This is a genomic window from Paraburkholderia sp. J94, from assembly GCF_905220285.1.
Classification (GTDB): domain Bacteria; phylum Pseudomonadota; class Gammaproteobacteria; order Burkholderiales; family Burkholderiaceae; genus Paraburkholderia; species Paraburkholderia tropica_A.
In genome coordinates, this window is the sequence record NZ_CAJMZH010000004.1 from 311,306 (window position 1) to 337,581 (window position 26,276).

The 26,276-nt window shown below is 67.2% G+C and carries 19 protein-coding genes; 9 read left to right on the forward strand and 10 right to left on the reverse strand.

The window, feature by feature from the left end; translation table 11 throughout:
• The first annotated feature begins 109 nt into the window (after positions 1 to 109).
• Entirely contained in the window at positions 110 to 1,669 is a 1,560-nt protein-coding gene (locus U4Y88_RS10115; protein ID WP_321783721.1) for a cobyric acid synthase, read from the forward strand.
• A 36-nt stretch (positions 1,670 to 1,705) separates the two neighbouring features.
• Here the strand turns inward: U4Y88_RS10115 and U4Y88_RS10120 are convergent, their stop codons facing one another.
• Entirely contained in the window at positions 1,706 to 2,125 is a 420-nt protein-coding gene (locus U4Y88_RS10120) for a PaaI family thioesterase (RefSeq protein ID WP_310634274.1), read from the reverse strand.
• A 251-nt stretch (positions 2,126 to 2,376) separates the two neighbouring features.
• Here U4Y88_RS10120 and U4Y88_RS10125 point away from each other — a divergent pair, with 251 nt between their 5' ends.
• On the forward strand, positions 2,377 to 3,003 hold the full coding sequence (locus tag U4Y88_RS10125; RefSeq protein WP_224017965.1) for a ParA family protein: 627 nt from the start codon (positions 2,377 to 2,379) through the stop codon (positions 3,001 to 3,003).
• A gap of 248 nt (positions 3,004 to 3,251) precedes the next feature.
• Here the strand turns inward: U4Y88_RS10125 and panD are convergent, their stop codons facing one another.
• From panD to U4Y88_RS10145, 4 genes are all read right to left on the reverse strand, one after another.
• Positions 3,252 to 3,638 (reverse strand): aspartate 1-decarboxylase, encoded by a 387-nt coding sequence (gene panD, locus U4Y88_RS10130; RefSeq protein ID WP_224017967.1) that lies wholly within the window; start codon positions 3,636 to 3,638, stop codon positions 3,252 to 3,254.
• 107 nt (positions 3,639 to 3,745) lie between these two features.
• The gene (panC, locus tag U4Y88_RS10135) at positions 3,746 to 4,579 is read right to left on the reverse strand and encodes a pantoate--beta-alanine ligase (protein ID WP_224017969.1); all 834 of its coding nucleotides are present in this window, start codon (positions 4,577 to 4,579) and stop codon (positions 3,746 to 3,748) included.
• Between the two features lie 288 nt (positions 4,580 to 4,867).
• Positions 4,868 to 5,812, reverse strand: a complete 945-nt coding sequence (locus U4Y88_RS10140; protein WP_224017971.1) for a segregation and condensation protein A — start codon at positions 5,810 to 5,812, stop codon at positions 4,868 to 4,870.
• Positions 5,812 to 5,997, reverse strand: a complete 186-nt coding sequence (locus tag U4Y88_RS10145) for a DUF3460 family protein (RefSeq protein ID WP_065057339.1) — start codon at positions 5,995 to 5,997, stop codon at positions 5,812 to 5,814. Before U4Y88_RS10145 ends, U4Y88_RS10140 begins: the two co-directional genes overlap by 1 nt.
• A 729-nt stretch (positions 5,998 to 6,726) precedes the next feature.
• On the opposite strand from U4Y88_RS10145, the gene U4Y88_RS10150 reads away from it, so the two are divergent.
• Both U4Y88_RS10150 and U4Y88_RS10155 read left to right on the forward strand, forming a co-directional pair.
• On the forward strand, positions 6,727 to 8,415 hold the full coding sequence (locus U4Y88_RS10150; RefSeq protein ID WP_224018004.1) for an autotransporter assembly complex protein TamA: 1,689 nt from the start codon (positions 6,727 to 6,729) through the stop codon (positions 8,413 to 8,415).
• On the forward strand, positions 8,415 to 12,968 hold the full coding sequence (locus U4Y88_RS10155) for a translocation/assembly module TamB domain-containing protein (RefSeq protein ID WP_321783723.1): 4,554 nt from the start codon (positions 8,415 to 8,417) through the stop codon (positions 12,966 to 12,968). The genes U4Y88_RS10150 and U4Y88_RS10155 overlap by 1 nt, the downstream gene beginning before the upstream one ends.
• A 109-nt stretch (positions 12,969 to 13,077) precedes the next feature.
• On the opposite strand, the gene metG is transcribed toward U4Y88_RS10155, so the two are convergent.
• Together metG and U4Y88_RS10165 are read right to left on the reverse strand one after the other, a co-directional pair.
• Complete coding sequence (gene metG / locus U4Y88_RS10160) at positions 13,078 to 15,225, reverse strand: methionine--tRNA ligase (protein ID WP_321783725.1); 2,148 nt, start codon at positions 15,223 to 15,225, stop codon at positions 13,078 to 13,080.
• Between the two features lie 493 nt (positions 15,226 to 15,718).
• The gene (locus U4Y88_RS10165) at positions 15,719 to 16,372 is read right to left on the reverse strand and encodes an OmpA family protein (protein WP_224017977.1); all 654 of its coding nucleotides are present in this window, start codon (positions 16,370 to 16,372) and stop codon (positions 15,719 to 15,721) included.
• A gap of 320 nt (positions 16,373 to 16,692) precedes the next feature.
• Between U4Y88_RS10165 and apbC the strand changes: the two genes are divergently transcribed.
• The 5 genes from apbC to U4Y88_RS10190 all read left to right on the forward strand — a co-directional run bounded on the left by apbC (position 16,693) and on the right by U4Y88_RS10190 (position 22,608).
• The gene (apbC, locus tag U4Y88_RS10170) at positions 16,693 to 17,781 is read left to right on the forward strand and encodes an iron-sulfur cluster carrier protein ApbC (RefSeq protein WP_224017979.1); all 1,089 of its coding nucleotides are present in this window, start codon (positions 16,693 to 16,695) and stop codon (positions 17,779 to 17,781) included.
• A gap of 204 nt (positions 17,782 to 17,985) precedes the next feature.
• Entirely contained in the window at positions 17,986 to 18,522 is a 537-nt protein-coding gene (locus tag U4Y88_RS10175; RefSeq protein ID WP_310630478.1) for a superoxide dismutase family protein, read from the forward strand.
• A 417-nt stretch (positions 18,523 to 18,939) separates the two neighbouring features.
• Complete coding sequence (gene dcd, locus U4Y88_RS10180) at positions 18,940 to 19,509, forward strand: dCTP deaminase (RefSeq protein WP_224017984.1); 570 nt, start codon at positions 18,940 to 18,942, stop codon at positions 19,507 to 19,509.
• An 88-nt stretch (positions 19,510 to 19,597) separates the two neighbouring features.
• Positions 19,598 to 21,877, forward strand: a complete 2,280-nt coding sequence (locus U4Y88_RS10185) for an arginine/lysine/ornithine decarboxylase (protein WP_224017985.1) — start codon at positions 19,598 to 19,600, stop codon at positions 21,875 to 21,877.
• Positions 21,878 to 21,894: 17 nt separating this feature from the next.
• On the forward strand, positions 21,895 to 22,608 hold the full coding sequence (locus U4Y88_RS10190; protein ID WP_415774416.1) for a lysozyme inhibitor LprI family protein: 714 nt from the start codon (positions 21,895 to 21,897) through the stop codon (positions 22,606 to 22,608).
• A gap of 91 nt (positions 22,609 to 22,699) precedes the next feature.
• Here the strand turns inward: U4Y88_RS10190 and U4Y88_RS10195 are convergent, their stop codons facing one another.
• The 3 genes from U4Y88_RS10195 to U4Y88_RS10205 form a co-directional block, all read right to left on the reverse strand.
• Complete coding sequence (locus U4Y88_RS10195) at positions 22,700 to 23,629, reverse strand: bestrophin family protein (protein ID WP_321783727.1); 930 nt, start codon at positions 23,627 to 23,629, stop codon at positions 22,700 to 22,702.
• 243 nt (positions 23,630 to 23,872) lie between these two features.
• Positions 23,873 to 25,288: an argininosuccinate lyase gene (gene argH, locus U4Y88_RS10200; RefSeq protein ID WP_310630475.1), complete on the reverse strand. Its 1,416-nt coding sequence runs from the start codon at positions 25,286 to 25,288 to the stop codon at positions 23,873 to 23,875.
• A gap of 123 nt (positions 25,289 to 25,411) precedes the next feature.
• On the reverse strand, positions 25,412 to 26,239 hold the full coding sequence (locus U4Y88_RS10205; RefSeq protein WP_224017992.1) for a helix-turn-helix transcriptional regulator: 828 nt from the start codon (positions 26,237 to 26,239) through the stop codon (positions 25,412 to 25,414).
• Positions 26,240 to 26,276 lie beyond the last annotated feature (37 nt).

Below are 26,276 nucleotides of genomic sequence, written 5' to 3' on the forward strand. Positions count from 1 at the left end.
CCGATCGGCCATCCGGCTAGCCGATTGCGGGCGCATGCGATGGGATAATGCGCATTCGCTTCATAGCCGCTTCATCGGCCTTGCGCCGCAACCGCACTCCGTATCGACCATGTCCGCTTCGAAATCCGCCGTGCCCGCCGTCCCTGTCGTGCCGCAGGGCACGCTCATGATCCAGGGCACCACGTCCGACGCCGGCAAGAGCACGCTCGTCGCCGGCCTGTGCCGTCTCGCGCGGCGCGCGGGCGTGCGGGTCGCGCCGTTCAAGCCGCAGAACATGGCGCTCAACAGCGCGGTGACCGCCGACGGCGGCGAGATCGGCCGCGCCCAGGCCTTGCAGGCCGTCGCCGCGGGCATCGCCCCGCACACCGACCTCAATCCCGTGCTGCTCAAGCCGAATAGCGACCTCGGCTCGCAGGTCATCATCCACGGCAAGGCGCGCATGAATCTGAACGCGCGCGCGTATCAGGACTACAAGCCGCTCGCGCGCGTGGCCGTGCTCGAATCGTACGGGCGGCTGCGCGCGGGCTATGACGCAGTGTTCGTGGAGGGCGCGGGCAGTCCGGCCGAAATCAATCTGCGCGCCAACGACATCGCCAACATGGGCTTTGCCGAAGCCGTCGATTGCCCGGTCGTGCTGGTCGCCGATATCGACCGCGGCGGCGTGTTCGCGCATCTGATCGGCACGCTCGCCTGTCTTTCGGAGAGCGAGCGCGCGCGCGTGAAGGGTTTCATCATCAACCGGTTTCGCGGCGATCCGGGGCTGCTCAAGCCGGGCCTCGACTGGCTCGAAGCGCAGACGGGCAAGCCCGTGCTCGGCGTGGTGCCGTATCTGCACGGACTGACGCTCGACGCCGAGGACATGCTGCCGGGCGCCGCGCACACGCACGCGCAGGCGGGCGGGCAGACGCTGCGCGTGGTCGTGCCCGCGCTGCCGCACATCAGCAATCACACCGACTTCGACGCGCTGCGCGCACATCCGCAGGTCGAATTCAGTTACGTGCGCACGAACGAAGCGCCGCCGAGCGCCGATCTCGTGATACTGCCGGGTTCCAAAAACGTCCGCGACGACCTCGCGTGGCTGCGCGCGCAGGGCTGGGAACGCGCGCTCGCGCGGCATCTGCGCTATGGCGGGCGCGTGATCGGGATTTGCGGCGGCATGCAGATGCTCGGGCGCGCGATTGCCGATCCGCATGGCGTGGAAGGCGAGCCCGGCGCGACGGCGGGCTTCGGCTGGCTCGACTATGAGACCGAACTGACGCGCGAGAAGGCGCTGCGCAACGTGACCGGGCGGCTTGCGCTGGATTCTGGCGACGGCGGCACAGAAGCCGGTGCACCCGTGCGCGGCTACGAGATTCACATGGGCGTGACGCGCGGCGCGGCGCTGGCGCAGCCGGCGGTGCGGATCGAATCGGTCGAGGGGGAAGCGGAGCAGGCGCAGGCCGAAGCGCGCATGGACGGTGCGCAATCAGCGGACGGCCAGATTCTCGCGACCTACGTGCACGGTCTGTTCGACACGCCCGAAGCGTGCGCTGCGCTGCTGCGCTGGGCGGGTCTCGACGCGGCGCAGAGCGTCGATTACCCGGCGCTGCGCGAGGCGTCGCTGGAGCGGCTCGCCGACACGCTGGCCGCGAGCCTCGACCTCGATCGCCTGTACGGCGCGATGCGCTGAACGCGGCGAGCGAGGCGGCGCCCGGTCAGGCGCCGCTCAGTACAACACCATCTGCGTGCAGCGGAACAGCGCGGTGGTCTTGCCGTCGGGGCCGGTGACGGTGGCGTCCCAGATCTGCGTGCTGCGGCCCAGATGCACGCCCGTCGCGACCACGCTCAGCGTGCCTTCGCGCGCGGTGCCGACGAAATTGCTCTTGAGCTCGACGGTCGTGAAGTTTTTCGCCGTGGGCGGCAGATGCGCGTAGCAGCCGTAGCCGCAGGCCGTATCGGCGAGACAGATCACGGTGGCGGCGTGCAGGAAGCCGTTGGGCGCGAGCAGATTGCTGCGGATGTCGAGCTCGGCGCGCAGAATGCCTTGCTCGAGCGCCACCGCGCGAAACCCGAGCAGTTCGGGCAGCCGGCCTTGCTGGCGCTCGTGCAGGGAGGCGAGGGTGATGTCGGGGCGCAGCGTGCTCATGAGGGGAAGTCTCCTTGGATTTTGGGAATTGAAGCGAGGTTAGGCGCGCGGAAAGGCATCGGCTACGCGGGTCGCTGCGGGTGGCGGCTGCGCCACCCTGACGCCGTCGGGGGCTTCGACGCCACGGCATTTGCCGATATTATCGGACGGTTGCGTCGGCGCGCCGTCAGCTTCGCAGGCGATCGGCGCACACAGCAGCAGAATCGGCAAACCGGCTGGCCCGTGTGCCAGCCTTCCTGACGGGAGCATTCATGACGGTGATCGTGGTGGCGAACCCCAAGGGCGGCGTCGGCAAAAGCACGCTGTCCACCAATCTGGCCGGCTATTTCGCGGCGCAAGGCGAGTGGGTCGCGCTCGCCGACCTCGACCGGCAGCAGTCGTCGCACGCGTGGCTCGATCTGCGAGCCCCGACGCTGCCCGCCATCGAAAGCTGGCAGGTCGATCTGGACCATCCGCAGAAGCCGCCCAAGGGCCTCGAACACGCAGTCATCGACACGCCCGCGGGCCTGCACGGCAACCGGCTCGCGACGATCATCGAACTGGCCGACAAGGTGATCGTGCCGCTGCAGCCGTCCATGTTCGACATTCTCGCCACCAAGGACTTTCTCGACCGGCTGTCGAAGGAAAAGGCGGTGCGCAAGGGCAACATTCAGGTGGGCGTGGTGGGCATGCGGGTGGACGCACGCACGCGCTCGGCGGAGCAGTTGCAGCGCTTCGTCGAAGGGCTCGACCTGCCGGTGCTCGGCTATCTGCGCGATACGCAGAACTACGTGCAACTCGCCGCGCACGGGCTCACGCTCTGGGACGTCGCGAAAAGCCGCGTCGAGAAGGATCTGGACCAGTGGCAGCCGATCATCTCCTGGCTCAACGGGAAATAAGCGCGTGGGAGATAAGCGCGAGATTGGCGGGAAATGAACGCGAGATGAACGCGAAATCAGCGCGTGATGAGCGCTAAATGAGCACCAGATGAGCGCGAAGGCCGCGCTCGGCGGGCGGCAAGCCGCGTCGCGCCGCCAGAAATGCAAACGGCGCGCATGACGCGCGCCGTGTGTAGCAGTCCAGCCAGCCAGCCAGCCAGTTAATCCACTAGCCAGCCAGTCATCGGGCGGGAGCAACCCGCCGCCGCTCAGCTCCAGGCCTGGGTCGGCACGTGGTCGCGGCTGCCCTTGATGCGGTTGTTTTCGTCGACGAACACGAGGTCCGGCTTCCAGCCCGCCTTCAGTTCTGCTTCCTCGACGTTCGCGAAAGCCGCGATGATCACGAGGTCGCCCAGTTGCGCGCGGCGCGCGGCCGAACCGTTCAGCGAGATCATGCCGCTACCGCGTTCGCCCTTGATCGCGTAGGTCGTGAAGCGTTCGCCGTTGTTGATGTTCCAGATGTCGATGCGCTCGTTTTCGACGATGTTCGCCGCTTCGAGCAGATCTTCGTCGATCGCGCACGAACCTTCGTAGTGCAGTTCGCAGTGCGTGACCGCGACGCGGTGGATCTTCGACTTGAGCATGTGGCGTTGCATGGTGCGTCTCCTCAGGCGGACGGGCAGGCGGCCCGCCGCACGGCATTCGATGGTAAGAGCCGGAGCCAATGTCCGGCGGACGGTAGTCTGGGCGGCCGGTGCGGCGCTCAGATCTCCAGGTTGTCGATCAGGCGCGTCGCGCCGAGCTTGGCCGCAGCCAGCACGACGAGCGGCGCATCGGTCTCGCCCGGTGCGGGCGGCAGCAGGTTCGCGCGCTTGCGGATCGCGATGTAGTCGGGCTTCCAGCCGCGCGCGGCCAGCGTGGCCATGGCGTCGAGTTCGAGCTGCTTGTAGTCGTGGCGGCCCGACAGCACCGACTCGCGGATCGCGCGCAGCACGCCCGCCAGTTGCGGCGCCTCGGCGCGCTCGGGCGGCGTGAGATAGCGGTTGCGCGAGCTGAGCGCGAGACCGTCTTCGTCGCGCACGGTTTCGGCGGCGATCACCTCGATCGGCAGCGCGAACTGCTCGCACATCGCGCGCACGATCATCAGCTGCTGGTAATCCTTCTTGCCGAACACGGCCACGCGCGGCTGCACGCACGACATCAGCTTCATCACGACCGTGCAGACGCCCTCGAAGAAACCGGGGCGGAATTCGCCTTCCAGAATGTCGCCGAGGTTATGCGGCGGCTGCACGCGGTATTCCTGCGGCTGCGGGTACATGTCGCGCTCGGTGGGCGCGAACAGCACGTAGACGTTTTCCTTCTGCAGCTTCTCGATGTCGTCCTGCAGCGTGCGCGGGTATTTGTCGAAATCCTCGTTCGGGCCGAATTGCAGGCGGTTGACGAAGATGCTCGTCACGACCGGATCGCCGTGCTGGCGCGCGAGGCGCATCAGCGAGAGGTGGCCTTCGTGGAGGTTGCCCATGGTCGGCACGAACGCGGTGCGGTTTTGGCCGCGCAGCTGGTCGCGCAGTTCCTGAATCGAGCTGATGACTTTCATGATCGGATGCGTTATGCCTCGCGCGGGGCAAGACGTAGGTTGCGGCAACCGGCGCTCGCGCGGGCGAGCCGGCCGGATGGCGTGCCGACCCCTGTCAGGAGCAGGCGCGGGCGATTGTAGAGGATTTGACCGGCCCGCGCAGCGCCTTCGGCTACGGGATTATCCTGGCCTGGCCTGCGTCGATCTCGATGGGGACGGAACGTCTGGAGGTCCCGGATGCACCAGCCGGGTGCGCCGCGCAGCGTGTTTCCGGCCGATGTCCCGCGGGCTTTTCGCTTGCCGCGCGGATCAGACCGGCAGGTAGGCGAGGCGCACGTAGATGGGCGCGAACGGCTCGGGCTGGGTGATTTCGATCAGCGATTCGCGCGACAGTTCGAGCATCGCGATGAAGTTCACGATCACGACCGGCACGCCGCGCGTGACGTCGAACAGTTCCGAGAATTCCATGAAGCGCGCGCCCTGGAGCTTGCGCAGGATCGTGCTCATATGCTCGCGCACGGACAGTTCCTCGCGCGAGATCTTGTGATGCTGCACGAGCTTCGCGCGCTTGATGACGTCGGCCCACGCGGCGCGCAGGTCGACGGCGTCGACGTCCGGGAAGCGCGGCGTGATGCTCTGCTCGATATAGACCTCGGCGCGCATGAAGTCGCGGCCGAGCTGCGGCAGCTTGTCGATGCGCTGCGCGGCGAGCTTCATCTGCTCGTATTCGAGCAGGCGGCGCACGAGTTCGGCGCGCGGATCTTCGGCTTCCTCGCCGGTGTCGGCCTTCTTGACCGGCAGTAGCATGCGCGACTTGATCTCAATCAGCATCGCCGCCATCAGCAGATATTCGGCGGCCAGTTCCAGATTGGTCTTGCGCAGTTGCTCGACGTAGCCGAGGTACTGCGTGGTCACGTCCGCCATCGGAATGTCGAGGACGTTGAAGTTCTGCTTGCGGATCAGGTAGAGCAGCAGGTCGAGCGGACCTTCGAACGTTTCGAGGAAAACCTCGAGCGCGTCGGGCGGGATGTAGAGATCCTGCGGCAGCTTGAACAGCGGCTCGCCGTACAGACGAGCGAACGCCACGCCGTCGACCGTGTTGGGCGTCGAGTCGGTGGCGGGGGCGGAAAGCGCTTCCGGGTTCGCGGGCACGGCCGCATGGCCGGCCGCGTGCGCCGCGGAATGCGCCGCCTCGGCGCCGGGTGGAGGCGTCAAGGCCTCCTTGGCGCCTTCGGCCCCGTCGGCTTCAGCCATCAGAAGTTCTGGTAGTAGACGTAGGGCGTCTGCTTGACGCGCGATGCCTGCTGGCGCTCGCGTTCGTCGAGGTCGATCGGCTGCTTGTCCCACAGCAGCGAGCGGCCCTTGCGCTGCTGTTCTTCGAGCTGGGGCTTTTGCTGCTTGAGCTGGGTCAGGAACTGGGTGATGTCCGACTGATACATGGCTGACGTCCGTCGAGTGAGGCAGCTGTTTCTGACAGCCGCCGATGTTCGTGTCGGCGGCAATTTTACCGCAAGCGGCGGGCGCGGAACATCCGGGCAGGCGGCGCGTCGAAGGCACGCGATGCGCGCGGGCAGGGCGCGCGGCTGCGCGGGCCTCGCGGTGCGGGGTTGCGCTGTGTGGCCTTGCGCACGGCTTGCGGCCCTCTTTGCGCCTCGTCCTGGGGTTTTCGAGCGCTGATGTGGTGAAATAGCGCGTTTGGGTAAGCGCTGCGTCCGCCGGATGCGCGGGCGGCGCGAAAGCGAACCGAAGCTGGCCTGAAGCAAACCGAAGCGAACCGAAGTGAACAAAATGACGTCTGGAGGTCTTGTTTGGCGGGATGGCTGATCGAAGCGTTGCGCGCATGGCGGCGTCCCGAACGGGCGGCGCGGCCGTGGCACGCCGGGCGCCGCGCGGTGGGCCGTGTGTTGGGCCGTGTGTTGGCCAGCATGTTAGGCCATGTGTTGGGCCGTGAGGCGGGGCTTGTGACCCATCGCGCCGTGGCCCTCACCGCAAACCGCTCAACGAATGCCGTCGCGCACGCTATCGCGAAAATCTCCGCGCATGTTTCCCCGGATCGTGCGCAGCCCAATCTGGCGCATCGCTTCGTTACCTTTGCGGCCCTCGGCCTCGCCCTGAGCGCGCTCACCGCCACGCCCGCGCACGCCGACCTCGCGAGCCTGCTGCCGTGGATGCACGCGCGCACCTATTACGACGTCCAGATCGACGCCTCGCCGCGCGAGCTGCGCAAGCTGCTCGAAGCGCATCTCGACATCGCGCGCTTCGCCACGCGCGCCGACATCAGCGAAGACCAGTTCGAATTTCTCGTGACGGCCACGCCGCAGCAGGTGCGCGATCTCGCGTCCACCGACGGCTATTTCACGCCGGTCGTGCGCACGGATGTGAGCAGCGACGAAAACGGCCGCCGCCGCGTGACGGTGAGCGTCGATCCGGGCCCGCGCACGACGATTTCGGCGGTCACGCTGACGTTTCGCGGCCCCGTGCTGACCGAGGACAAGGCGCAGGAAAACGCCACGCGCTTCGCGTTCTCGCTGCACACGGGCGACGCCTTCACGCAGTCCGGCTGGGACGACGCCAAGAACGCCGCGCTGCGCGCGTTGCAGGCGCGGCGCTATCTGGGCGCGAAGATCGCCCGGTCGGAGGCGCGCGTCGATCCGATCAAGCACGACGCGCAATTGTCCGTCACCTTCGACAGCGGCCCGACCTTCACGATGGGCGCGCTCGACGTTTCCGGGCCGCGCCGCTACCCCGAAAAGATCGTGACCGACGTCAATCCGCTTTCGCCGGGCGAGATCTACGACGTGAACCGCGTGACCGAACTGCAACGCCAGCTCCAGAACGCGCCGTACTACGCGAGCGTGGCCATCGACGTCGACGACAACACGCAAAAGCCGCTCAACACGCCGCTGCACGTGAAGGTGAGCGAGTATCCGTACAACAATTTCCGCGGCGGCGTCGGTTATTCGACCGACACGGGCGCGCACGTGCAGGGCTCGTACTCGTATCTCGATACCTTCGGCAAGGCCTGGCCGTTCCAGGTGCAGGGGCGTCTGGACCAGATCCAGCAATATGGCCAGGTGCAACTGTCGATGCCGCCGGGCCCGCGCGCGTGGACCAATAGCGCGCTCGCGTCCTACACCACGACGGATGTCTCCGACACGCGGATTTACAGCCTGCGCGCGGGCGTGCAGCGCACGCGCACCTCGCAGAACATCGACTACTCGTACTCGCTGCTCTACTACCAGGACCGCCTCGACCAGAACGCCGGGCCGCCCACCACGAGCCGCGCGCTGGTGCCGCAATGGTCGTGGACGCGCCGCAACGTCGACGATCAGCTGTTCCCGCGCTCGGGCAACCTGATCCGCGTGGAGGCGGGCTTCGCCGTGAAGGGCGTGCTCTCCGACGCCACGTTCTTCCGCGGCTACATGCGCGGCCAGCAATATCTGCCGATCGGCCAGAGCGACATCGTGCTGTTCCGCGCGGAACTCGGCGGCGTGTTCACGTCGAGCAGTTCGTCGGACGTGCCCGCGTCGCTGCTGTTCCGCGCGGGCGGCTCGAACTCGGTGCGCGGCTATGGCTTTCAGAGCATCGGTAACAACGTCGACGGCTCGATCCTGCCCACCAAATATCTCGTGACCGGCTCGGCCGAATATCAGCACTGGTTCACGCACGACTGGGGCGGCGCGGCGTTCTTCGACGTCGGCACCGCCACCGACACCTGGGGCGAGAAAGTGTTCTATCCGGGCGCGGGCCTCGGCGCGCGCTGGCGCAGCCCCGTCGGCCCGGTCAACCTCGACCTCGCCTACGGCTTCCGCGAACGCCGCGTGCGGCCGTATCTGACGCTGGGGATCGCCTTCTGATGACGATGCGCGCGATCCTCTCCCTGCTGTCCTCACTCTGCTCGCCGATGGCCGCGCCGCCGGGCGGCGGTGCGCCGTCGTCCGATGCGCCGGGCGAGCACGAACGAAGCGGCGATGAAGGCCGCGAAGGCCGCGAAGGCACCGAAGGCGGCGCAGGTCAAACGCCGCCGCCGCGCCGTTCGCGCCGGCTCTGGAAGGCGCTCGCGTGGGCGATCTGCGTGCCGGTGCTGCTGGTCGGCCTCGTCGCGGGACTGCTCTATGGCGTGCTCACGACCGAGCGCGGCACGGCCTACGCATGGCGCGCGGCCGTGAAGATTCTCGACGGCAAGCTCTCGGGCAAGCTCGAAGGCGGCACGCTCGCGAGCGGCGTGCGCTTGTCCAACGTCGCGTGGCACGGCGGCGACGGCACCACGGCGAGCATCGACCGCGTCGGCGGCCAGTGGGTGCTGGAGATGCCGCACGACAAGCCGTGGCGTTTCGTCATCGACTATCTGCATGTGGGCGACGTCGATCTGCGCATCGTGCCGTCAAGCGAGCCGTCGTCGGGGCCGATGTCGCTGCCCGACACGCTGCGCCTGCCGCTCGCCATCGATATCCGCGACGTGCAGTTGGACAAGCTCACGCTGCATGAGGGCGCGTCGGCGACCGAATTCTCGCGCTTCCAGTTTCATGGCCGCAGCGACGGACGCCATCACGAAGCCGCCGTCGAGCGCCTCGATACGCCGTTCGGCGCGGTGAGCGCCAGCGCGAAGCTCGATGGCGACAAACCATTCGCGCTGTCGGGCAACGCGGGCTATTCGGGCAAGGTCAACGGCGAGGACGTGCAGGTGAACGCGAGCCTCGGCGGCTCGCTCGAAGCGCTCACGGCCGAGATCCAGGCGACCGGGATGAAGCTCACGGGCCACGCGCACGTGGAAGCGACGCCGTTTGGCGCGGTTCCGCTACAGCGCGCGACGCTGGCGTTCGATCACGTCAATCCGCAGGCTTTCGCGCCGGGCGCGCCGTTCGCCGATCTCGCGCTGCGTGCGCAGTTGCAGCCGGTGCAGACGGCGCAGGGCGGGGCGGCGGCGAGTCCGCAGGCGGTGGCGTCGGCGTTGTCGGCGGCTTCGGCTTCGGTGGCCTCGGCGGCTTCGGTGCCGGCGGTTGTCGCGGCAGCTTCGGCTTCCTCGGCTTCGGTGGTCGCCGCGGCTTCATCGCCAGGTGCGGCCTCGGCGGCATCCACCGCCACGGCGCACAGCAACGCGGCGGGCTTCACGGTCGCGGGCCGCGTCTCGATCGTCAACGCGAAGCCGGGCGCCATCGACCAGCAACTGCTGCCGCTGATCGACGCGCATACCGACGTCGTGCTCGACGCCAAGGCGCAGCGCCTCTCGAATCTGAACGTGCGGCTCGTCAAGAGCGCGACGATCACGGGCGGCGGCGCGCTGGCGGGCGGCAAAGGCCGCTTCGATCTGAAGGTGGCGGGGCTCGACCTCAACGCGATCCAGGCGAGCGTACGTCCGACGCAGCTGGCGGGCCCGATCGGCGTGCGCCTGAACGGCGACACGCAGAGCGTCACGCTCGATCTCGCCGATCCGAAGGCCGCGCTGCGTCTGCAAGGCAAGATCACGCAGGACCCGGCGCGGCTCTCGTTCAACGACGTGCGGCTGACCTCGGGCGCGGGTCACATCGATCTGTCGGGCGCGCTCAAGCACGACGCGAATTCCAGCTACACGCTGAAGGCCGCGCTGACGAATTTCGATCCGCTGTCGCTCGCGCCGCCCACGCCGGTGAAGGCCGCCAAGTCCACACATGCCGCGCCGAAGGCGAAACAGGGCGCGCCCGCGCGCGCTCAGACGCAACCGGCCACGTCAGGCGACGCGCTGAATCCGAAGCGCAATCTCGCGCTCAATCCGTCGCTGAATCCGGCCTTGAATCCCGCGCAGATCGGCAGCGAGCAGGCGCAGGCGCAAAAGCGCGTCGAGAACGCGAAGCAGACCGAACAGTCTGGCGCGGCACCCGCCGCGAGCGGCGCACAGAACAGCGCACAGCACACCGAAGCGAAACCGAAAACCCCGCCGCGCGCCCCCAACCGCCGCATCGAGGCGCGCGTGAACGGCACCTTGACGGCCACCGGCATGCTCGCGCCCACGCTCACGACCAAGGCCGAATTCAAGCTCGGGCCGAGCGTCTACGACGACCTGCCGCTCACGGGCCAGGGGCTGATCCAGCTCGCGGGCACGCGCATCCTGCCGAGCCGCGCGAATCTGTCCGTGGCGGGCAATACCGTCGATCTGCAAGGCAGCTTCGGCGCGCGCGGCGACCGTCTGCGCTTCAAGGTGGATGCGCCGCAGCTCGACCGGCTCGGCTTCGGCGTCGCGGGCCAGGTCGCGGCGAACGGCGACCTGACCGGCACGTTCGCGCATCCCGACGTCGCGCTCGACTACAAGCTCGACAACGTCGCGTTCGGCGACAACCGCGTCGGCCACGCGCAAGGCCATGCCGAAGCGCGCGACGGCGCGAACGGCGCGCTCGCGTTCAACGCCGACGCCAGCAACGTCGCCGTGGCGGGCGTCGATATCGCCAGCCTCAGCGCGCGCCTCTCGGGCACGCGCGCGAAGCACACGCTCACGGCCAACGCGAAGGGCAAGCTGCAAGGCCAGCCGATCGACCTCGCGGTGGCCGCCAACGGCAAGCTCACCGACACGCGCGAGGGCTCGCGCTGGGACGGCACCGTGACGCAGCTGCAGAACCGCGGCGTGCCCGATGTCACGATGCAGTCGCCGCTCACGGTCAGCGCGGGCGCGGGCAAGATCACGCTGGGCGCGACGCGCATCGTCGCCGAAGGCGCCTCGCTCGACCTCAAGGGCTTCGACTTCGATCACGGCAAGATCCGCTCGGCGGGCTCGCTGACCAATGTTTCCGTGGCGCGCATGATGGCGCTGCGCCAGCAGTTCACGGGCGTGCCGTCCACGCTCAAGACCGACCTCGTCTTCGACGGCGGCTGGGACTTCTCGATCGGGCCGACGGCCACGGGCTACGTGCAGCTCAAGCGCCGCAGCGGCGACGTCACGGTGGAAATCGGCCGCGGTCTCGCCTCGCTCGGTCTCGGCGACATCAACGCGCGCGCGGCCTTCAGCGGCGGCAACCGGCTGACGCTCACGGCGCACGCGCAGGCGAGCCGCATCGGCGTGATCGACATCGACGCGAACACGACGCTCGCGCCGCGCGACGGCGTGCTCACGGTCGTGGACGAAGCGCCGCTCGGCGGCACCGTCAAGGCGAACGTGCCGTCGCTCAAGACCACGGGCGGGCTGCTCGGCCCGAGCTATCTGCTCGACGGCCACCTCGCGCTGCAACTCGCGCTGGGCGGCACGGTCGCGAAGCCCGACCTGACCGGCTCGCTGATGGGCGACGGGCTCTCCGCCACGGTGGTCGATCAGGGCGTGCAGTTGAAGGACGGCGTGATCCATATCGCGCTGTCGCACAATCTCGTCGACTTCCAGCAGGTCGAGTTTCACGGCGCGAGCGGCACGCTGCGCGCCACGGGCCGCGTGCGTCTCGACAACGAAGACCCCGATCTGACCGCGAACATCGTCGCCGACAAGCTCGAACTGTTCGCTGCGCCGGACCGGCGCCTGTCGCTCTCGGGCAGCGCGAGCGTCGCCAACGGCGGGCATCTGGGCGGCATGCAGATCGACGGCAAGTTCACCGTCGATCACGCGCTGTTCGACCTGCCCGAGTCGGCGGCGCCCTCGCTCGGCGACGACGTCGTGCTCGTGCGCCCCGACGGCACCACGCGCGGCGGCACGCCGCCGATCGACGAAACGGCCTCGACGAAACCCGCGCCGCGTTTCGCGCCGCGCGCGAACATCGACATCAACCTGGGCCGCAATTTCCGCTTCCGCGGCCAGGGCGCGGATCTCGGCCTCGCCGGCACCATCACGGCGATGAGCGCGCCGGGCGTGCCGCTGCGCGCGGTCGGCAACGTGCGCGTGACCGAGGGCAGCAGCTATACGGCGTTCGGCCGCAAGCTCAACATCGAGAACGGCTTCTTCACGTTCAACGGGCCGGTCAGCAATCCGGGCATCAACATTCTGGCGATGCGGCGCAACCAGCAGGTGGAGGCGGGCGTGTCCGTCACGGGCACGGTGCAGGCGCCGGTCGCGAAGCTGGTGTCCGAGCCGAACGTGACCGACAACGAAAAGCTCTCGTGGCTGCTGTTCGGCCACGGCACCGATCAGGGCAACAACGTCGGCCAGCAGAGCGCGATGACCACGGCGCTGGCGCTGCTCGGCAGCGCGCAGGGCAAGCGCATCGCGCAGAGCATCGGGCTCGACGAGTTCTCGATCGGCCGCTCGGAAGTGGGCCTGACCGACCCGCAGGTGGTGATGCTCTCGAAGGCGATCAACGAGCGGCTCGTGATCGGCTACGAACAGGGTTTGCAGACGGCCTCTAACGCGATCAAGGCGACCATCAACTTCTCGCGCTACTGGTCGGTGTCGGCGTATGGCGGCACGTTCAACGGCGCCGACATCAACTACACGCGGCGCTTCGACCGGATTCGCTGGTAGGCGCGCGGCGCGGCAATTTTTCAGGCGAAAAAAAAGCACACCCGAGGGTGTGCTTTTTTGCTTGCGCGAGAGGCGTGCGAAATGTGAGAAGCGTGAGAAGCCGCGCGAGTTAGCGCACGCGCATGCCCGGCTTCGCGCCGCTGTGCGGTTCGAGGATGTACAGACCCGGTTCGGCCTTCTCGTCCTTCGCCGACGCCGCGAGCACCATGCCTTCCGACAGGCCGAACTTCATCTTGCGCGGCGCGAGGTTCGCGACCATCACCGTGAGCTTGCCCTTGAGGTCTTCCGGCTTGTAGGCCGAACGGATGCCCGAGAACACGTTACGCGTCTTCTCTTCGCCGACGTCGAGCGTGAGTTGCAGCAGTTTGTCCGAGCCTTCGACGATATTGCAGTCGACGATCAGCGCCACGCGCAGATCAATCTTCGCGAAGTCGTCGATGGAGATCACGTCCGGCGTTTCCGGCTCGGCCTTCTTCGCTTCCTTCGCGGCCTTCGACTTCTTGTTCGCATCGGCGGCGGCAGCGGCGGGCGCGGCGTCGGTCGCCTGCAGCGAGTCGCGGTTCGCGGCCAGCAGCGCTTCGACCTGCTTCGGATCGACGCGCGTCATCAGATGCTTGTACGCGTTGATCGGCTGCTGCGACGACAGCGCGGTGCCCGCGTCGGCCCACGTGAGCGGCGCGATCGAGAGGAATTCCTCGACGCCCTGCGCGAGCTGCGGCAGCACCGGCTTGAGCGCGAGCGACAGCAGGCGGAACGCTTCGAGGCTCACGCTGCACGTTTCATGCAGCGCGACCGCGTTGGCCGGGTCCTTCGCCTGTTCCCAAGGCTTGGCCGTGTCGACGTAACCGTTGACCGCGTCGGCGAGTTCCATCGTCTGACGCAGCGCGCGGTTGTACTCGCGCGCTTCGTAGTTCGCGGCGATCTGCGGAATCGCGGCGCGCAGTTGCTGGAGCAGCGGATGATGCATCGCGCTGTCCTGCACGCGGCCGTCGAAACGCTTGATCAGGAAGCCCGCCGCGCGGCTCGCGATGTTGATGTACTTGCCGACGAGGTCGCTGTTCACGCGCGCCTGGAAGTCCTCGAGGTTCAGGTCGAGATCTTCCATCGTGCTGTTGAGCTTCGCGGCGAAGTAGTAGCGCAGCCACTCGGGGTTCAGGCCCGTCGTGACGTAGCTCTCGGCCGTGATGAAGGTGCCGCGCGACTTCGACATCTTCGCGCCGTCCACCGTCAGGAAGCCGTGCGCGAACACGTTCGTGGGCGTGCGATGGCCCGAGAACTCCAGCATCGCCGGCCAGAACAGCGTGTGGAAATACAGGATGTCCTTGCCGATGAAGTGGTACTGCTCGGTCTTCGAACCGGGCTTCACCCACGCGTCGAAGTCGAGCCCGCGCTGCTCGCACAGGTTCTTGAAGCTCGCGTAGTAGCCGACCGGTGCGTCGAGCCACACGTAGAAGTACTTGCCCGGCGCGCCCGGAATTTCGAAGCCGAAGTAGGGCGCGTCGCGCGAGATGTCCCAGTCGGCGAGCTTCGATTCGCCCGCGTCGCCGAGCCATTCGCGCATCTTGTTGGTCGCTTCCGGCTGCGCGAGGCCCGCCACCCAGCCGCGCAGGAATTCTTCGCAGCGCGGGTCGGAAAGACGGAAGAAGTAGTGCGTCGAGGTCTTGCGGATCGGCGTAGCGCCCGACACGACCGAGTAGGGATTCTTCAGATCGGTCGGCGCGTAGGTCGAGCCGCAGACTTCGCAGCTGTCACCGTACTGGTCCTTCGCGCCGCACTTCGGGCACTCGCCCTTGATGAAGCGGTCCGGCAGGAACATGTTCTTGACCGGATCGTAGGCCTGCTCGATGTCGCGCGTTTCGATGAAACCGGCTTCCTTGAGCGCCAGATAGACGGACTCGGACAGCACGCGGTTCTCGTCCGAATCGGTCGAGTAGTAGTTGTCGAACGACACGCCGAAGCTGTCGAAATCGCGCTTGTGCTCTTGCCAGACGCGCGCGATCAGCTGCTGCGGCGTGAGGCCTTCCTTCTCGGCGCGCAGCATGACGGGCGTGCCGTGGGTGTCGTCGGCACCGACGTAATAGACCTCGTGGCCGTGCATTCGCAGCGCGCGGACCCAGATGTCCGTCTGGATGTACTCGACCAGGTGGCCGATGTGGATCTGGCCGTTGGCGTAAGGCAGAGCAGACGTGACGAGGATCTGGCGGCGGCCCTGAACGGCAGGCGCGCCGGCGGCGAAGTCGGTGGCGGGTGCTGACATAGGTGGATGGAAGTCCGATGTTGCGGGGGAAAGGGCGATTTTAGCAGGGCGGCCGGTTCGCGCGGTCGGGCGCGGTTCCGGCGCGGCCGAGGCGCACGCGAGGCGCGGGCGGCGGGAGCAACGAACGGCCGCGGGATGCTGCGGGATGCAACGGGACGCATTGCGATGCGCGGCGCATTGGCATGACGAAATCGATGGGCAAAAAAAACCGGGGCAGGATGGCCCCGGAGCAACAACGACAAGAGGAGAATGGTGACGCGGCGGCGTCGCCGCACACGTACCGTAAAGACAGACAGCGCCTTTGAAAGAGAGTTCGAAAAATTTTTGACTTTCCCGCCAGGCTTTGCGGCGCGATCGCCGGAATCGCCCGGCGGGCGGGGGGCGGCGTGATCGGCGTTCATCTCCGGAAATAAAAACGGGACGGCGAAATGGCCGTCCCGTTTTTGTGCCACGTTGTTGTGGCGCTCATTTGCGGCGCATGCGCCGCGCGAGCTTAGCCGCCCTGATGCTGCGCCGTCGCGCGCAGATAGACTTCCACGCGGCGGTTCGCGGCGCGGCCGGTTTCGGTGCTGTTGTCGGCGACCGGTTGCGTGTCGCCGCGGCCTTCGGCGGCCATGCGCTGCATCGGAATACCACGCGAGGCGAGGTAGTTCACGACGCTCTGCGCGCGGTTGACCGACAGCGTCTGGTTGTACGCCGGCTGGCCGGTGTTATCCGTATGGCCGACGACCGAGGCGACCACTTCCGGGTTCTGCTGCAGCGTCTGCGCGACCTGGTCGAGCACCGGCGCGAACGACGGCTTGATCGCGTAGCTGTTCGTGTCGAACGTCACGTTGCTCGGGATGTTGAGCTTGAGCGAGCCGTCCGGCTGCTCGGTGATCTGCGTGCCCGTGCCCTTGGTTGCGCCCGAGAGCTTGTTCTTGATGTTCTGCCAGTTGTAGCCGGTGACGCCACCGACCAGCGCGCCTGCACCCGCGCCGATTGCTGCACCCTTGCCGCCGCCGAAGATCGCGCCGATCGCGGCGCCCGTTCCCGCGCCGACGCCGGTGCCGAGCGCCGTGTCGGTGCCCTGCTGGGTCGCGCAGCCGGCGACGAGCGCGCCGGCGACAGCGAAGACGGACAGGCGGGTCAAGATTCTTGTGTTCATTTTCAATCCTTCCTCTCTTGAGTGGAACGTGACGGCTGCGTGCGCCTCGCGTGGTCCCCGATTGCAGTCAGGGTCTTCAAACGACGCAGGGCGGCAGCTACTACAATGACGGCTTGAGGGCTTGCTTGCGTCGTGTCGCATCGGGTACACCCGTTGCTCGACGGCCGCTCGACAAACGCTTGCGCGGATCAGGATGACCGTTGCCGCGAAGCGTGCCTTGTCGCAGACAATTGCGCAATCCAGCTTAACAATTTCTTTCGATTTTCGGCGCCAGAGCGGCTCGATGCCGCTTGCGCCGGCGCATTCCCCACGGAGTTTCAATGAGCATAGATCGGGCATTGGTCGACGCCGCGCTTGCGGCCCTCGCGGACCCCAACACGGGCAAGCCGTACACGGTTGCCAAGGGCGTGCGCAACGTCACGATCGACGGCGGCACGGTGGGCGTCGAGATCGTGCTCGGCTACCCGGCGAAGAGTCAGTACGACGCGGTGCGCGCGCAGGTGGAAGCCGCGCTGGCCGCGGTGCCGGGCGTCGCGTCGAGCCGCGTGAGCGTGCGTCACGAAGTGGCCGCGCACACGGTGCAGCGCGGCGTGAAGCTGCTGCCGAACGTGAAGAACATCGTGGCCGTCGCGTCGGGCAAGGGCGGCGTGGGCAAGAGCACGACCGCCGTGAATCTCGCGCTCGCGCTGGCGGCCGAGGGCGCGTCGGTCGGCGTGCTCGACGCGGACATCTACGGCCCGTCGCTGCCGATGATGCTCGGCATCGAAGGCCGCCCCGAGTCGCCGGACGGCCAGTCGATGAACCCGCTCGAAGGCCACGGCGTGCAGGCCAACTCGATCGGCTTCCTCGTCGATCAGGACAATCCGATGGTCTGGCGCGGGCCGATGGCGACGTCGGCGCTCGAACAGCTGCTGCGTCAGACGAACTGGCGCGACCTCGACTATCTGGTGGTCGACATGCCGCCGGGCACGGGCGACATCCAGCTCACGCTCTCGCAGCGCGTGCCGGTCACGGGCGCCGTGATCGTGACGACGCCGCAGGACATCGCGCTGCTCGACGCCAAGAAGGGCCTCAAGATGTTCGAGAAAGTGGGCATTCCGATTCTCGGCATCGTCGAGAACATGGCCGTGCACGTGTGCTCGAACTGCGGTCACGCCGAGCACATCTTCGGCGCGGGCGGCGGCGAGCGCATGGCGAAGGAGTATGGCGTCGAGGTGCTCGGCAGCCTGCCGCTCGATATCTCGATCCGCGAGCAGGCCGATTCGGGCCATCCGACCGTGGTCGCCAACCCGGACGGACAGGTCGCGTCGACCTACAAGGCAATCGCCCGCCGTGTCGCGATCCAGATTGCCGAACGCGCCCGCGACATGACTTCGAAGTTCCCGACCATCGTCGTGCAGAACACCTGAACGGCGGCGTCATCCGCGCGCAGCGGCCCATCCCTTGCCGGGCAAGGCTTGCGGCGGCGCGCGCGGTGCGCCTCGCCGCGCGTGTGGAAGGCGCGGGGAAGGCGCGCGCAAGCCACGCGGGAGCGCGTGCGCGCGGTATCATGTGGAATTCACGGGTCCAGATCGACGGCCGCAGGGGCGGACGCGAGACGGCAAGAGGATCGCATGGTTAAAGGGAACGACAGGAACGCGGGAAACGCAGTCGTGCTGGCCGTGGTTGCGTGTGTGCTGCTGGGCGGCTGCACGAGCTTCATGGGGCAGCAGGACAAGCGCGCAGGCGCGCAGGTGCTGCCCACGGTCGGCAGCCAGGTGCGCGGCACCGTGTCCTTCGTCGAGCGTTCGGACGGTGTGCAGGTGAGCTATAACCTCGCCGGGTTGCCGCCCGACAGCGACCATGCGCTGCAGGTCCACGAACGCGGCGACTGCAACGCCGCCGACGCCTCCAGCGCAGGCGCCGTGTTCGCGCCCGCCGCCGACCGGCTCAAGCCCGGCGCGCGCGTGGAAGGCGACCTCGGCAATATCCATGCGGATTCGAACGGCGTGGCCATCGGCTTCATCGTCGCGCCCGACGTCTCGCTCGACGGCGTGCGCTCGGTGCTCCAGCGCGCCGTGCTCGTCCATCACGACGCCATCGACCCGTATGCGTATCCGCAGCACGGCACCGGTCCGGCGCTCGCGTGCGGTGTCATCAAGGTGCAATAAGAGGGGCAATCAGAGGTGCAATAAGCCCGGCGATCTCGCGCGAGCGGACGCCCAGCCCGGCCCGGTTTTCGCCGATTGCCACGGATTCCCGCCGATTCGCGCCCGTCCGAAGCGGTCCTCGCAAACAACGCTTGCATTGCAGCGCCCGAGCGCGCATGATGCGCCGCGGCAAAGCCCTGGCGCCCATGCAGTTCGCGTCGGACGCGCCCGGCGGCCGATCGAGAGGCGCACCGCGGAGAGGCGCACCGCGATGCACACCGCGAGACGCACTTCGCGTCGCACTTCGCGGCACGCCGACTCACATCGCGTAAAATAGGCGCCTTTCGCGAATGGGCCGCCCGGCGGCCCGTTCGCGCGGCTTTCCCCCGGGTCGCGGCCCGGGGTTACCTCCCCGTTTTTTCTGGACCGTAGCGAAACATGGCAATCAAATCCGACAAGTGGATCCGGCGCATGGCCGAAGAGCAGAACATGATCGAGCCGTTCGTGCGCGACCAGGTCCGCATGTCGGAAGACGGCCGCAAGATCGTGAGCTACGGCACCTCGAGCTACGGCTACGACATCCGCTGCGCCGACGAATTCAAGATCTTCACGAACATCAATTCGACCATCGTCGATCCGAAGAACTTCGACGAGAAGTCGTTCGTGGACTTCAAGGGCGACGTCTGCATCATCCCGCCGAATTCGTTCGCGCTGGCGCGCACGGTCGAGTATTTCCGCATTCCGCGCAACGTGCTCACGGTCTGCCTCGGCAAGTCGACCTATGCGCGCTGCGGCATCATCGTGAACGTCACGCCGTTCGAGCCCGAGTGGGAAGGCTACGTGACGCTCGAATTCTCGAATACGACACCTTTGCCTGCGAAAATCTACGCGAACGAAGGCGTGGCTCAAGTGCTCTTTTTCGAGAGCGACGAGATCTGCGAGGTGTCCTACGCCGATCGCGGCGGCAAGTATCAAGGTCAGCACGGCGTCACGCTGCCGAAGACCTGAGTTCGAGCGCAAACCCACTCCGGCTTCAACGACATACGGGGACCGCTGCGCGTCTAAAGCAGCGGTCGTTTCTTTTGGAGATTCGCCCATGAAGTTTCGCTTTCCCGTCGTCATCATCGACGAAGACTTTCGCTCCGAGAACATCTCGGGTTCCGGCATCCGCGCACTCGCCGAAGCCATCGAGAAAGAGGGCGCCGAAGTCCTCGGGCTGACGAGTTACGGCGACCTGACGTCGTTCGCGCAGCAGTCGAGCCGCGCGGCCTGCTTCATCCTGTCGATCGACGACGACGAACTGCTGCCCTACGTGGAAGGCACCGACGGCGAAGCGCCCGAGCACGCGCCCGCGATCGTCGCGCTGCGCGCGTTCATGGAAGCGGTGCGCAAGCGCAACGCCGACATCCCGATCTTCCTGTACGGCGAAACGCGCACCTCGCGCCATCTGCCCAACGACATCCTGCGCGAGCTGCACGGCTTCATCCACATGTTCGAGGACACGCCGGAGTTCGTGGCGCGCCACGTCATCCGCGAAGCGAAGGTGTATCTCGACGCGCTGTCGCCGCCGTTCTTCAAGGAACTCGTCAAGTACGCCGACGAAGGCTCGTACTCGTGGCACTGCCCGGGTCACTCGGGCGGCGTGGCGTTCCTGAAGAACCCGCTTGGCCAGATGTTCCACCAGTTCTTCGGCGAGAACATGCTGCGCGCCGACGTCTGCAACGCCGTCGAAGAACTCGGCCAGCTGCTCGATCACACCGGCCCGGTCGCGGCTTCGGAGCGCAACGCGGCGCGCATTTTCAGCGCGGACCACGTGTTCTTCGTGACCAACGGCACGTCGACTTCGAACAAGATCGTCTGGCACGCGACGGTTGCGCCGGGCGACATCGTGCTGGTCGACCGCAACTGCCACAAGTCGATCCTGCACGCGATCACGATGACGGGCGCGATCCCCGTGTTCCTCACGCCGACGCGCAACAACTTCGGCATCATCGGCCCGATTCCGCGCGACGAGTTCAAGCCGGAAAACATCCGCAAGAAGATCGAGGCGAATCCGTTCGCCCGTGAAGCGCTTGCGAAGAACCCGAACGTCAAGCCGCGCATTCTCACGATCACGCAGAGCACCTACGACGGCGTGGTCTACAACGTCGAGATGATCAAGGATCTGCTCGGCGACATGCTCGACACGCTGCACTTCGACGAAGCCTGGCTGCCGCACGCCGAATTCCACGAGTTCTACCAGGACATGCACGCGATCGGCGCGGGCCGTCCGCGCACCAAGGCGCTCGTGTTCGCGACGCACTCGACGCACAAGCTGCTGGCCGGCATCTCGCAGGCTTCGCAGATCGTCGTGCAGGACTCGGAAGACAGCGCGTTCGACCGCCATCGTTTCAACGAGGCGTATCTGATGCACACGTCGACCTCGCCGCAGTACGCGATCATCGCGTCGTGCGACGTGGCCGCCGCGATGATGGAAGCGCCGGGCGGCCCGGCGCTCGTGGAAGAATCGATCGCCGAGGCGCTCGACTTCCGCCGCGCGATGCGCAAGGTCGACGCCGAATACGGCGACGACTGGTTCTTCCAGGTCTGGGGCCCGGAAGAACTGGCCGAGGAAGGCATCGGCTCGCGCGAGGACTGGATCCTGCGCCCGAACGACCACTGGCACGGCTTCGGCGCGCTGGCGGAAGGCTTCAACATGCTCGACCCGATCAAGGCGACCATCGTCACGCCGGGTCTGGACGTGGACGGCGAGTTCGGCGAGTCGGGCATTCCGGCCGCGATCGTCACGAAGTACCTGGCCGAGCACGGCATCATCGTCGAGAAGACCGGCCTGTACTCGTTCTTCATCATGTTCACGATCGGCATCACGAAGGGCCGCTGGAACTCGATGGTCACCGAACTCCAGCAGTTCAAGGACGACTACGACAACAACCAGCCGCTGTGGCGCGTGCTGCCTGAATTCGTGGCGCAGCATCCGATGTACGAGCGCATGGGCCTGCGCGATCTGTGCCAGCAGATCCACAGCGTCTACCGCGCCAACGACATCGCGCGTCTGACGACCGAGATGTATCTGTCGACGATGGAACCGGCGATGAAGCCGTCCGACGCGTTCGCCAAGCTCGCGCACCGCGAGATCGACCGCGTGCCCATCGACGAACTCGAAGGCCGCGTGACGTCGATCCTGCTCACGCCGTACCCGCCGGGCATTCCGCTGCTGATTCCGGGCGAGCGCTTCAACAAGACGATCGTGAACTACCTCAAGTTCGCGCGCGAATTCAACGAGCGCTTCCCGGGTTTCCACACCGATATCCACGGACTCGTGGGCGAGACCATCAACGGCCGCATCGAGTATTTCGTGGATTGCGTGCGCGCCTGAGCGCGGAGGCGGGCGGCATGACGGTGCGGATGACGGTGCGAACTTCGCGAACCCTGCGGGCGCTGACGGCTTCGCTGGCGCTGGCGGCGACGATGTTCGCCGCCGCGCCCGCGCGCGCCGAGGTGGCGGCCGCCGATCCGATCGATACGGCCATGCGCGCGTGTCTTGCGCGCGCGGACCGCTCGACGACGGCGGGGCAGATCCAGTGCATGGAGGAGGCGCGCGGCGCATGGCGCGCCGCCGCCGAAACCGCGCTCGTGCAACTGAACGCGAAGCTCAAACCGGCGGATCAAAAGCGCTGGAAGTTGAGCCAGCAGAAGTGGGTGGCGTGGCGCGATGCCGAGGACACCATGCTCGGCGCGGCGTTCGCCACCACGAGCGGCAGCACGTATCAGCTCTACGAGGCGGACATGCGTTTGCAGCCGGTGCGCGACCGCGCGCTCGCGCTGCGCAACGAAGCCGCGAGCTGGGACGGCCAGCCGCCGCGCGCCCGCGCCTGTAGCGCCGACGCGCGCTGCGAGCACGTGAGCTACGACCTCAATCGTTACTACCGCCAGCTTTACGCGCGTATGCCGAAGCACGCGCGGCCCGCCGTGTCGCGCGCGCAGAGCGCGTGGCGCGCGTACCGCGACGTGACCACGCCGCTGATCGACGAGCGCTCGCGGCTCGATCTGCTCGGCGCGCGGCTCGCCACGTTGAAGCGTTTGTCGGAGACGGTGAACAACCGCTGAGCGTCTGAACGCTTTGACGATCGCATGAAAAAACCGGCGTGAATCCTTGTGATTCACGCCGGTTTTGTTTTGTGCGCGATGCTTCGCTGCGTCAGTCGAGAATGAATTGCTCGGGCGGATGCGACGGCGTGTGCGTCGGGTCGCCGAGCAGATCGTGCAGCGCGGACTCGATGCCCGTCGACATCGCGTTGAGCGCGAGATCGTTGTCTTCGGTGCCGAACGGGTCTTCGATCTGCGAGGCGATCGCTTCGTGCGCCATGAACGCGTAGGCCACGAACACGGCGAAGATCGGCGTGAGCGCGCCGATGCTGTCCACGAGCCCGAACGGCAGCAGCGCGCAGAAGAAGTAGACGGTGCGATGAATCATCACCGTGTAGGCGAACGGCAGCGGCGTGGAAGCGATGCGCTCGCAGCCGCCGATCACGTCGGAGAGGCCGTTCAGATTGCGCTCGAACGCGAGCACCGCATAGCCGTCCAGCCGGCCCGCGCGCACTTCGCCGCGCATCCATTCGGACGCGCTGAGCAGCAGCGTGGCGGGACGGAATTGCGAGGCCATCGCGCGTTCGACCAGCGCGGGCGGCAGACGCGATTCGAGATCGGCGCGCGGGTCGGTATGACGCAGCTGATGGCGCAGCGCGTGCGGCATCGCGCAGAGAATCTCGACGAACGGACGCGCGTGCGCGCGCGCATCCTCGCCGTCGGCGGGCTTCACGAGCGTGAGCGCCTGGCGCGTAAGCGAGCGCGATTCGTTGAGCAGTTGCCCCCAGAGCTTGCGGCCTTCCCAGTAGCGGTCGTAGCTCGCGTTGTTGCGAAAGCCGAGAAACACGGCGAGCGCGATGCCGATCAGCGAAAACGGCACCGTGCTCAGGTTCACGGTCACGCGCAGGATGTGATCGTGCGCGGCGACGGCCACGATCGACAGGCACAAGACGATAAAGAGCCGCGGCAGCAGTTGCGGCAGGACGGAACCGCGCCACGCGAGCAGCATGCGGAACCAGTTGAGGCGAGGGCGGACGATCATCGGGACGGACTCGGAGCAGATTCGGGCAGGAACGCTACAGGGATGATGTCGATTCTAGGTCATGGGGCGCGATCGTCAGGCGTACAACTCGGGCCATTCGAAGCGGGTACAGCCGCGCCGCCTGTGTGCGCGCAAAAAACAAAACGGGCGCGCGACGTTGTCCGTCGCGCGCCCGTTTCGTGTTCATGGCCAGGCGGGCCGCTGCGCGTTGGCGCTTGTTCTGCGCTTGTTCCGCGCGTGCGCTTACTTCGCCGCGCCGAGCGCCGCGCGTGCCGCCACGACGGCCGCGCGCACCTGCTCGGGCGCGGTGCCGCCCGGATGGTTGCGCGACGACACCGAGCCTTCGAGCGTCAGCACTTCGAACACGTCTTCGGCCAGCAGATGCGCGACGGCCGGCAGTTCGCGGCGCATTTCGTCGAGCGTCAGGTCGGCGAGATCGCAGTTGCGATCCACGCAGATGCGCACCGCGTGCGCCACGGCTTCGTGCGCGTCGCGGAACGGCAGGCCCTTCTTCACGAGGTAGTCGGCGAGGTCGGTGGCCGTCGAGAAGCCTTGCAGCGCGGCGGCGCGCATCGCGTCGGCCTTGACCGTGATGCCGGCGACCATTTCCGCGAAGATGCGCAGCGTGTCCGCGACCGTATCGACGGTATCGAACAGCGGCTCCTTGTCTTCCTGGTTGTCCTTGTTGTACGCGAGCGGCTGGCCCTTCATCAGCGTGAGCAGGCCCATCAGATGGCCGTTCACGCGGCCGGTCTTGCCGCGCGCCAGTTCGGGCACGTCGGGGTTCTTCTTCTGCGGCATGATCGACGAGCCGGTGCAGAAGCGGTCGGCGATATCGATGAAGCCGACGCGCGGGCTCATCCACAGCACCAGTTCTTCCGAGAAGCGCGAGACGTGCGTCATGACGAGCGCCGAAGCGGCCGTGAATTCGATCGCGAAGTCGCGGTCGGAGACGGCGTCGAGCGAGTTCGCGCAGATGCCGTCGAAGCCCAGCGTCTTCGCCACGGCGAAGCGGTCGATCGGATAGCTCGTGCCCGCGAGCGCGGCCGCGCCGAGCGGCAGGCGGTTCACGCGCTTGCGGCAGTCGACCATGCGCTCGGCGTCGCGCGTGAACATTTCCACGTAGGCGAGCAGGTGATGGCCGAACGTGACCGGCTGCGCGACCTGAAGGTGCGTGAAGCCCGGCATGATCGTGCCCGCGTGCTGTTCCGCGAGGTCGAGCAGCGCGCCGCGCAGGTCGCCGATCAGGCCGCCGATGCGGTCGATCTCGCCGCGCAGCCACAGACGGATGTCGGTCGCGACCTGGTCGTTACGCGAACGGCCCGTGTGCAGGCGCTTGCCCGCGTCGCCGATCAGCGCCGTGAGACGCGCTTCGATGTTCAGGTGCACGTCTTCGAGATCGAGCTTCCACTCGAATTCGCCGCGCTCGATCTCGCCCTTGATCTGCGCCATGCCGCCCTGGATGGCGGCGAGGTCGTCGGCGGAAATGATCTTCTGCGCGGCCAGCATCGACGCGTGCGCGAGCGAGCCCTCGATGTCCACGAGCGCGAGTCGCTTGTCGAAGAAGACCGACGACGTGTAGCGCTTGACCAGCTCCGACATGGGTTCGGAGAAGCGAGCCGACCAGGCTTCGCCTTTTTTGTGCAGTTGGGACGTCATGATGATGAGCGGTGAGCGATAGGAAAGCGGGCCGCGCGCTGAGTGCCTCGCAGGGCGCCGGGTGCGGCGGGAAAGTGGATGATTTTACCACCCGCGCAGGCGCGCACCGGTGGCGCGGCGCGCTCAGAGGCGCACCAGCACCACCAGCTTGAGATCCTCGCGGTGCGCGGGCTTGAATGTGATCTGGTCGTAGGCGATGCGGCCGTGGCGCGGATGATGGAATTCGCGCCGTCCGCCTTCGCGCTCGAACACGTCCTGCGAGCCCCAGAAGCGGCCGAATTCGTCGCTCGCGGCGATCAGCGAATCGATCAGCGCGCGCGTGGGCGCATCGTTCAGATGGCGGATCGAATCGGCGCGGAACTCGGCGGCCAGACGGCGCGCACGCGTTTCCCAGTCGACGATCAGCTCGCGCCCGAGCGGCTCCGTGAAGGTGAAGCGCAGCAGATTGCGGTCGTGCTCGCCGTCGAGCCAGCCCGTGAACAGGTCCGCCGCCTGGGCGTTCCAGGCGAGCGCGGTCCACTGGCGGTCGAGCACGTAAGCGGGCGCGTCGATCAGGCCGACGGTCTGCAGCAGCGTGGCGGGGGCGTCGGCGGCGCTCGCGGTGTCGGGCTCGGCGGGGTCGCGCTGCGCGGCCAGTTCGAACAGATAGGCGCGTTCGGCGCGCGAGAGCCGCAGCGCCACGGCGATGCGCGCGAGCGCGTCCGCCGACGCCGAGACCGGGCGGCCCTGCTCGATCCACGTGTACCAGGTCGGGCTCACGCCGCACAGCTGCGCGACTTCCTCGCGGCGCAGGCCGGGCGTGCGGCGGCGCGGGCCGGGCGGCAGGCCGACTTCCTGCGGCGAGAGCCGCTCGCGATGGGCGCGGATGAACTCGCCGAGCGCGCGCGCGGGCGTGGCGTCGAGCGTTTTAGCGGGGCCGGAATCAGCGGTGATGGGGGTGTCGAGGCTCATGGAAGGCTGGCGGGTGCTGGCGATACCAGAATAATCG

Coding starts and splice junctions, on each gene's coding strand:
- U4Y88_RS10115 (WP_321783721.1), top strand. CDS start 110: ATGTCCGCTTCGAAATCCGCCGTGCCCGCCGTCCCTGTCGTGCCGCAG.
- U4Y88_RS10120 (WP_310634274.1), bottom strand. CDS start 2,125: ATGAGCACGCTGCGCCCCGACATCACCCTCGCCTCCCTGCACGAGCGC.
- U4Y88_RS10125 (WP_224017965.1), top strand. CDS start 2,377: ATGACGGTGATCGTGGTGGCGAACCCCAAGGGCGGCGTCGGCAAAAGC.
- panD (WP_224017967.1), bottom strand. CDS start 3,638: ATGCAACGCCACATGCTCAAGTCGAAGATCCACCGCGTCGCGGTCACG.
- panC (WP_224017969.1), bottom strand. CDS start 4,579: ATGAAAGTCATCAGCTCGATTCAGGAACTGCGCGACCAGCTGCGCGGC.
- U4Y88_RS10140 (WP_224017971.1), bottom strand. CDS start 5,812: ATGGCTGAAGCCGACGGGGCCGAAGGCGCCAAGGAGGCCTTGACGCCT.
- U4Y88_RS10145 (WP_065057339.1), bottom strand. CDS start 5,997: ATGTATCAGTCGGACATCACCCAGTTCCTGACCCAGCTCAAGCAGCAA.
- U4Y88_RS10150 (WP_224018004.1), top strand. CDS start 6,727: ATGCACGCGCGCACCTATTACGACGTCCAGATCGACGCCTCGCCGCGC.
- U4Y88_RS10155 (WP_321783723.1), top strand. CDS start 8,415: ATGACGATGCGCGCGATCCTCTCCCTGCTGTCCTCACTCTGCTCGCCG.
- metG (WP_321783725.1), bottom strand. CDS start 15,225: ATGTCAGCACCCGCCACCGACTTCGCCGCCGGCGCGCCTGCCGTTCAG.
- U4Y88_RS10165 (WP_224017977.1), bottom strand. CDS start 16,372: ATGAACACAAGAATCTTGACCCGCCTGTCCGTCTTCGCTGTCGCCGGC.
- apbC (WP_224017979.1), top strand. CDS start 16,693: ATGAGCATAGATCGGGCATTGGTCGACGCCGCGCTTGCGGCCCTCGCG.
- U4Y88_RS10175 (WP_310630478.1), top strand. CDS start 17,986: ATGGTTAAAGGGAACGACAGGAACGCGGGAAACGCAGTCGTGCTGGCC.
- dcd (WP_224017984.1), top strand. CDS start 18,940: ATGGCAATCAAATCCGACAAGTGGATCCGGCGCATGGCCGAAGAGCAG.
- U4Y88_RS10185 (WP_224017985.1), top strand. CDS start 19,598: ATGAAGTTTCGCTTTCCCGTCGTCATCATCGACGAAGACTTTCGCTCC.
- U4Y88_RS10190 (WP_415774416.1), top strand. CDS start 21,895: ATGACGGTGCGGATGACGGTGCGAACTTCGCGAACCCTGCGGGCGCTG.
- U4Y88_RS10195 (WP_321783727.1), bottom strand. CDS start 23,629: ATGATCGTCCGCCCTCGCCTCAACTGGTTCCGCATGCTGCTCGCGTGG.
- argH (WP_310630475.1), bottom strand. CDS start 25,288: ATGACGTCCCAACTGCACAAAAAAGGCGAAGCCTGGTCGGCTCGCTTC.
- U4Y88_RS10205 (WP_224017992.1), bottom strand. CDS start 26,239: ATGAGCCTCGACACCCCCATCACCGCTGATTCCGGCCCCGCTAAAACG.